The sequence below is a fragment of the Propionigenium maris DSM 9537 genome (assembly GCF_027925155.1).
Lineage (GTDB): Bacteria > Fusobacteriota > Fusobacteriia > Fusobacteriales > Fusobacteriaceae > Propionigenium > Propionigenium maris.
This window is the reverse complement of sequence record NZ_BSDY01000051.1, coordinates 1-6,497: the sequence shown is the minus strand read 5'-3', so window position 1 is coordinate 6,497 and position 6,497 is coordinate 1. Positions and strand designations below refer to the sequence as shown.

Genomic DNA, 6,497 nt, shown 5'->3' with positions numbered 1-6,497 from the left:
GGTGAGAATAGCTACGGAGGTACACCTGGTCACATATCGAACCCAGAAGTTAAGCCCGTAAACGCTGAAAGTACTTGGGGGGCAGCCCCCTGGGAGGATAGGAACTTGCCAAGTTTTTTTTATTTTAAGAGCCTTTTTACTTAACTGTAGAAAGGCTCTTTTTGTGTATACGGTCAATAATAAAAAGCAAAAAAATCAATTGATACTCTTTTTTCTAAGCAGAAAACAAAAATGAAACTCAAAAAGATTTACAGGATGCTATTATATAAAGTAGCGAATATAAGTTAGATTGGAAAATTATGTAGCATGAAGCTTAAAAATGAATAGAAAGCCTCTTTGATTTTGGGATTTTATAAATACTGATTAAATAGTTTTCTGATAGAGGTATCTTTTCTAGATTCCTTTTTAGATAAACAAAGAAGGAAGAGATGAATGAAATAGTGATGATATAAAAAAAGAGGCTGATTTTATCAGCCTCTTTGAATAGATTACTTTCTTACAGCTTCTGCCCCTTTTGCAAGAGCAAGTTCATTTAGAGGAAGAAGGTGAGCCTTTCTCTCTCCAAACACCTTTAGGAAAGCCTGCTTTACGCTGTCTACAGAAACTACACCTGTAAGCTCAAGGTAAGCTCCAAGCATAACCATGTTAGCAGCCTTGTCTGTACCGCACTCAGCAGCAATAGCGTTGGCATCTACATAGTAAACTTCTACGTCATCTCTAGTAGCCTTATCCTCAATAAGAGAGCTGTTGATAAGAAGCTTTCCACCTGGAAGGATGTTCTTCTCAAACTTTATAAGAGATGGCTTATTCATTACAATTGCACATGTAGCATCATTTGTAATAACTGGAGATCCAATAAGAGATTCTGAAACTATAACTGAACAGTTAGCAGTTCCTCCTCTCATCTCAGGTCCATACGATGGTAACCATGAAACTTCTTTATTCTCAAGCATTCCAGCATAAGCAAGAAGCTGTCCCAAAGACATAACTCCCTGTCCTCCGAATCCAGAACATATAATTTGCTCAGTCATAATTAGTTCTCCTCCTTTGTAGTGTCCTTAATTACACCTAGTGGATAGTAAGGGATCATGTTTTCCTTTAACCAAGTTAGAGAATCTACAGCTGTCATTCCCCAGTTAGTAGGACATGTAGAAAGTACTTCGATCATAGTGAAGCCTTTTCCTTCGATCTGAGCCTGGAAAGCCTTCTTTATTGCTGTCTTAGCTTTTCTAACGTGGATTGCATCGTGAACAGATACTCTTTCAAGGTATACTGGACCGTCAAGGCTAGAAAGCATCTCAGACATTCTTATAGGCATTCCCTGAACATCCTTCTCTCTACCATATGGAGATGTAGTAGCCTTCTGTCCGATTAGAGTAGTTGGTGCCATCTGACCACCAGTCATTCCGTAGATAGCGTTGTTAACGAAGATAGTAGTGAACTTCTCTCCTCTAGCAGCTGCGTGAATGATCTCAGCAGTACCGATTGAAGCAAGGTCACCGTCTCCCTGGTATGTAAATACAACTTTATCAGGGTGAACTCTCTTTACACCAGTAGCTACAGCTGGTGCTCTACCGTGTGCAGCTTCGTGCATATCACAGTTAAAATATTTATAAGCAAGTACAGAACATCCTACTGGTGCTACACCGATAGTCTCTCCTATAACTCCAAGTTCTTCCATAACCTCTCCAACTAGTCTGTGGATAATACCGTGAGTACATCCAGGACAGTAGTGAGTTGTCACATCAGTAAGTCCTTTAGTTCTATCAAAAACAACTGCCATTACTTGTCACCTCCAAGAATCTCTTTAACTTTTGCAATTACTCCCTCTGGATCAGGGATCATTCCACCAGTTCTTCCATAGAAGTGAACAGGCTTCTGACCGTTAACTCCTAGCTTAACATCCTCTACCATCTGTCCCATACTCATCTCAACAGTAAGAACGTGCTTTACTGACTCTGGAAGATTTGCAAGAACGTGGTATGGGAACGGCCATACAGTGATAGGTCTTACGATACCCATGTTGATTCCCTCTTTTTTTAGTGCCTCTATAGCATTCTTAACGATTCTAGATGTAGTACCATAAGCAACAGCTACGATCTCAGCGTTCTCCATGTTGTACTCTTCCCATCTACACTCGTTTTGTCTCATAGTCTCATATTTAGCTTCTAGCTTATGACAGTGATCCTCTAGCTCCTCTGGCTGAAGGAAAAGTGAGTTGATGATGTTTGGCTTTCTCTCCTCTTTAGTTCCAACAGTTGCCCAAGTCTTCTCTTCAAGCTCTCTATTAGTTCTTTCGTTGAACTCAACTGGCTCCATCATCTGACCGATCATACCGTCAGCGATAACCATTACAGGAGTTCTGTACTGGTCTGCAACGTCGAATCCTTCCTGAATAAGGTCTACAGTTTCCTGGATACTAGCTGGTGCGTATACAGGCATGTAGTAGTCTCCATTTCCTCCACCCTTTACAGACTGGAAGTAGTCGGACTGAGCTGGCTGGATTCCACCAAGACCTGGTCCACCTCTCATTACGTTTACGATAACACATGGAAGTTCAGCACCTGCGATATATGTGATTCCCTCCTGCTTAAGAGCCATCCCTGGTGAAGAAGATGAAGTCATTACTCTAGCTCCTGATCCTGCCGCACCGTAAACCATGTTTATTGCAGCTACCTCAGATTCTGCCTGAACGAAACACCCGTTTACCTTAGGTAGTTCCTTAGACATATACTCTGGAATTTCATTTTGTGGTGTAATTGGGTATCCAAAGAAATATTTACAGCCAGCTTTTATCGCTGCTGCACCGATAGCCTCATTACCTTTCATTAAAACTTTAGCCATTTACAAAGCCCCCTCTAAAATAGATTAATTTCTTTCAACTGTAATAACTTGATCTGGACACATTAATGCGCAGTTTGTACATCCGATACACTTTTCTGGATCTGAAACTCCAGCAGGAGTATATCCCTTTAGATTGATCTTATCTTTTTGAAGAACAACAATCTTTACTGGACAGGCAGTAGTACATAGCCCGCACCCCTTACATCTTTTCTCGTCAAAATGAACAGTACCTTTAGCCATTTTAACCCCCTTTATAATTTAATTGAAAATTTAACTCATCCATTCTTTTCTAAGGTGCATACCTATAGGGAAGTATCTATCCTTCAACTCCTCTGGCAGCTCATCAGCCAGCCTCTCCATACAAGCTGTATACCTTACATCTATACCTAACTCCTGTGCTACCTCTTCAGCTAACTTCTGTCCCCTCATAACATCCTCTATGGTAGTGCTCTTAAGGAGGTGGGTATTATTAACGATACCTGTAACCTTAAGCCCTGCCGATTCTTCAATAGACTTGATATAAGTTATTGCCTGCTGAGGAGTATGAGTTTCTGGTCTGTTAGCATTTAAAACTACAAGCATATCGTAGCTATCATTTGCAATATCCTCACGGTATCTTCCCAGAACTCTTGCCCCTACACTGTCTCCCCCAAGATCGATTACAACCTCATAGGATTTATCCAGTATGGGAACATTTATGTCTCCAGCAAGGGATGGAAGATCTGCATTGCTTCCCTTTATAGAGCTAGAAATAACTCTGATACCTTCATTTTCCAACTCTTCTGCCTTTTCACGACTTCTGAAGTATGGATTTACCACATCCAGGTCTATTAGGGCTACCTTATCGTAGTTTTTCTTCAAATTCTTGATGTAATTAACAGAAAACTCCGATTTACCGCTCCCATAGTGACCACATATAATCCTGATTCTCTTATCCTTAATGGTATTCACCACCCTCATTGTACATATAGAATATTTTTTTAACATAATAAGAACAGTGTGTTCTTATCACAATTAATTATACTTTTTTGAAATACCCTTTGTCAATTAAAAAATGTTGATTTATCCTTAAAAAAAGTAACAAAAATTTAATAAAAACATTGTGAAAATATTCGATAATGGTAAAAGTAAAAATAATATAGTGGAAATTATTATTAGAATATGTTAATATCATAGAGAATTTAAAACCAAGGAGGAAATGTAAAATGGCAAAAAGAGTTATTCACACTGAAAAAGCACCTGCAGCTTTAGGTCCTTACTCACAAGCAGTAGAGGTAAATGGAACACTATATGTTTCGGGACAGATTCCTTTCATCCCAGAGACTATGACTTGCGTATCTGACGATGTACAGGAGCAAACTAAGCAATCACTAGAGAACGTAAAGGCTATCCTAGAGGAAGCTGGATACTCTCTAAACGATGTAGTTAAGGCAGGAGTATTCATCAAGAACATGAATGACTTCCCTCTAATCAACGAGATCTACGCTCAGTACTTCTCTGAGAACAAGCCAGCGAGAGCTTGTGTAGAAGTAGCTAGACTACCAAAGGACGTAAAAGTTGAGATTGAAGTAATTGCTGTTAAGTAATTAGTTTTAGCCGCCTGAAATGGCGGCATTTTTTTCATTCTAATTGTTTACAAACTTAGTAAAAAATATTATACTAGATTTGTTGAAATGATAATGTGAATCAGGAGGAATAACTTTGAATAATATAGAGCTAAAGTACGGAAGGGCAAAAAAGATAATTGGTGTAGTGAGCGGTAAGGGGGGAGTGGGAAAATCCACTGTGACAGCTTCCCTTGCAGTGAGCCTGGCCAACAAGGGCTACAGGGTAGGGATATTGGACGCAGATATATTTGGTCCCTCTATCCCCAGAATCCTTGGAATAGAAGATGTAAAGGGGAAGGTTGAGATAGTTAATCCCCAGGAGGTAGCTTTTACCCCGGTAACGACCAAGGAGGGGATAAAGTTAGTATCCTTTAACTCCTATATAGCAAGGGAGGAGGATGTGGCAATGTGGAGGGGTCCAAGGCTTACAGCTACACTGACACAGCTCTACCAGAATACCCACTGGGAGGAGCTGGACTATATGCTTATAGATATGCCGCCGGGAACAGGGGACACTGCCCTTACTGTTATGCAGTCATATAACCTTGAGAGCATAGTTGTGGTATCAACACCTCAGTCCATGGTTTCCATGATAGTAAAAAAACTTACGTCTATGGCTAACTCCCTGGGAATCAGAGTAAGCGGAATAGTTCAGAATATGTCTTACCTGGAGTGCGGTGGGTGCAGCGAGAAGATAAATATCTTCAGCAGCAAAAGTGCCAAGGAACATACCCTTGAGATAGGGGAGATCTTCCTGGGGGAACTCCCTATGGACCCTAAGCTTACTGAAAGCATGGAGAAAAAGGAGTTTTCCAAGTATGTAATCTCCAGACCGGAGTTTGCAGAGCTGGCAGGTAACCTGGAGATAATGGGGTAGAAGTATGAGAAGAGGAATAAAGGTAGAGCTCTACGACTTCCTGTGCTGTCACAGCCCAATGTATAACGACCTAGTAAAGGCCATCGAGGAGCTGGGAATCTATCCCGACTTTGACAAGATCACAGATGTGGATGAGATCTTTAGGATAACTAAGAATCCACCGGCACTCTTTGTGGATGGGGTATTGAGGAGCGAGGGTAACTACCTCAACAAGGAAGAGATAAAAAAGATACTACAAGAAAAATAGAAGGGCAAGCCCTTCTATTTTTGATTACCTCTATCCTGATTTTCCAGGTCTCTGTGGAAGTTAGAATACCTCTCAAAGTTTCTGTCTCTCTCGTTTAAATACCAGTTCTTCTTCAGGCTTATCTCTCCAGAAGACATCCTGCTTACCTTATCCTCAGTGGTTATGATTTCAGCTGAAACCTCCATAAATTCATTTCTTCCTCTATAATCCAGATCTCTGGAGTATGAAATACTTCCCAGAACAATCATAGCAACTAATATCAATCTCTTCATATTATCATCCTCCACAGTTTGAAGTTTATCTTATGGGAATATTATAATCTGAGATCTTCCTCTGAACCACGTCAAGAGACGCCTTTTTGTCAGATTTTTCAGAAGGTTTTTTTGTTATGAGGGGGATGAAAATCAAAGACCAATAAAAACCTTATATACCTATAAATTAAAAGTGATCTTTAGAAATTTATAATGCTATATTTTTTTCACTCAGAAGGGTCTGTTAAAAATCCCTATCGGCACACCTGTCCGAATAAAAAGTACAAAAGTACAAAAAGTAATATTAAAAAAAATTAATTAAGAGTGGAAGTTCTTAAAAATAAAAAGCTAAACAGCAATCCTGTGTTTGGAAAAAGTATGAAACATTGATTTTTGAAACACAATAAAGTAATATCTATAGCGAAAGATAGAATTAAGGAGGAATAAGATGGAAAATATGAAAAATAAGGGATTCGGAACAAAGACTATACACGGGGGACATGAGAAAAACCCATTTGGAACGCTAACTACACCAATTTACCAGAGTTCTACATTTGTATTTGACAGTGCAGAGCAGGGGGGAAGAAGATTTGCCCTGGAAGAGGGAGGATACATCTACAGCAGACTAGGAAACCCTACAACTACAGTACTAGAGGAGAAGCTTGCAGCAC

10 protein-coding genes and 1 rRNA gene are annotated in these 6,497 nt (G+C 39.8%); 5 read left to right on the top strand and 6 right to left on the bottom strand.

From position 1 onward, the window contains the following. A 5S ribosomal RNA gene (gene rrf / locus QMG11_RS19875) occupies nucleotides 1–114 on the top strand; the annotation flags it as partial. A 374-nt stretch (nucleotides 115–488) separates the two neighbouring features. Here rrf and QMG11_RS19870 read toward each other — a convergent pair. From QMG11_RS19870 to QMG11_RS19850, 5 genes are read right to left on the bottom strand one after another with little or no spacing between them, the layout of a single operon-like run. Then, the gene (locus tag QMG11_RS19870) at nucleotides 489–1,031 is read right to left on the bottom strand and encodes a 2-oxoacid:ferredoxin oxidoreductase subunit gamma family protein (RefSeq protein ID WP_281838188.1); all 543 of its coding nucleotides are present in this window, start codon (nucleotides 1,029–1,031) and stop codon (nucleotides 489–491) included. Nucleotides 1,032–1,033: 2 nt separating this feature from the next. Beyond that, the gene (locus tag QMG11_RS19865; RefSeq protein ID WP_281838187.1) at nucleotides 1,034–1,783 is read right to left on the bottom strand and encodes a thiamine pyrophosphate-dependent enzyme; all 750 of its coding nucleotides are present in this window, start codon (nucleotides 1,781–1,783) and stop codon (nucleotides 1,034–1,036) included. Further along, nucleotides 1,783–2,844, bottom strand: a complete 1,062-nt coding sequence (locus tag QMG11_RS19860) for a 3-methyl-2-oxobutanoate dehydrogenase subunit VorB (protein ID WP_281838185.1) — start codon at nucleotides 2,842–2,844, stop codon at nucleotides 1,783–1,785. The genes QMG11_RS19865 and QMG11_RS19860 overlap by 1 nt, the downstream gene beginning before the upstream one ends. A gap of 24 nt (nucleotides 2,845–2,868) precedes the next feature. Beyond that, nucleotides 2,869–3,084, bottom strand: a complete 216-nt coding sequence (locus QMG11_RS19855; protein WP_281838184.1) for a 4Fe-4S dicluster domain-containing protein — start codon at nucleotides 3,082–3,084, stop codon at nucleotides 2,869–2,871. 30 nt (nucleotides 3,085–3,114) lie between these two features. Then, nucleotides 3,115–3,795: a hypothetical protein gene (locus QMG11_RS19850; RefSeq protein ID WP_281838183.1), complete on the bottom strand. Its 681-nt coding sequence runs from the start codon at nucleotides 3,793–3,795 to the stop codon at nucleotides 3,115–3,117. Nucleotides 3,796–4,049: 254 nt separating this feature from the next. Between QMG11_RS19850 and QMG11_RS19845 the strand changes: the two genes are divergently transcribed. The 3 genes from QMG11_RS19845 to QMG11_RS19835 all read left to right on the top strand — a co-directional run bounded on the left by QMG11_RS19845 (nucleotide 4,050) and on the right by QMG11_RS19835 (nucleotide 5,575). After that, on the top strand, nucleotides 4,050–4,430 hold the full coding sequence (locus tag QMG11_RS19845; protein ID WP_281838182.1) for a RidA family protein: 381 nt from the start codon (nucleotides 4,050–4,052) through the stop codon (nucleotides 4,428–4,430). Nucleotides 4,431–4,545: 115 nt separating this feature from the next. Then, nucleotides 4,546–5,328: a P-loop NTPase gene (locus tag QMG11_RS19840; RefSeq protein ID WP_281838181.1), complete on the top strand. Its 783-nt coding sequence runs from the start codon at nucleotides 4,546–4,548 to the stop codon at nucleotides 5,326–5,328. A 4-nt stretch (nucleotides 5,329–5,332) separates the two neighbouring features. Beyond that, the gene (locus tag QMG11_RS19835) at nucleotides 5,333–5,575 is read left to right on the top strand and encodes a thioredoxin family protein (RefSeq protein WP_281838179.1); all 243 of its coding nucleotides are present in this window, start codon (nucleotides 5,333–5,335) and stop codon (nucleotides 5,573–5,575) included. 14 nt (nucleotides 5,576–5,589) lie between these two features. On the opposite strand, the gene QMG11_RS19830 is transcribed toward QMG11_RS19835, so the two are convergent. Then, the gene (locus QMG11_RS19830) at nucleotides 5,590–5,847 is read right to left on the bottom strand and encodes a hypothetical protein (protein ID WP_281838177.1); all 258 of its coding nucleotides are present in this window, start codon (nucleotides 5,845–5,847) and stop codon (nucleotides 5,590–5,592) included. A gap of 427 nt (nucleotides 5,848–6,274) precedes the next feature. On the opposite strand from QMG11_RS19830, the gene QMG11_RS19825 reads away from it, so the two are divergent. Beyond that, nucleotides 6,275–6,497: PLP-dependent transferase (locus QMG11_RS19825; protein ID WP_281838175.1), on the top strand; the 223-nt coding region annotated here is incomplete at its 3' end.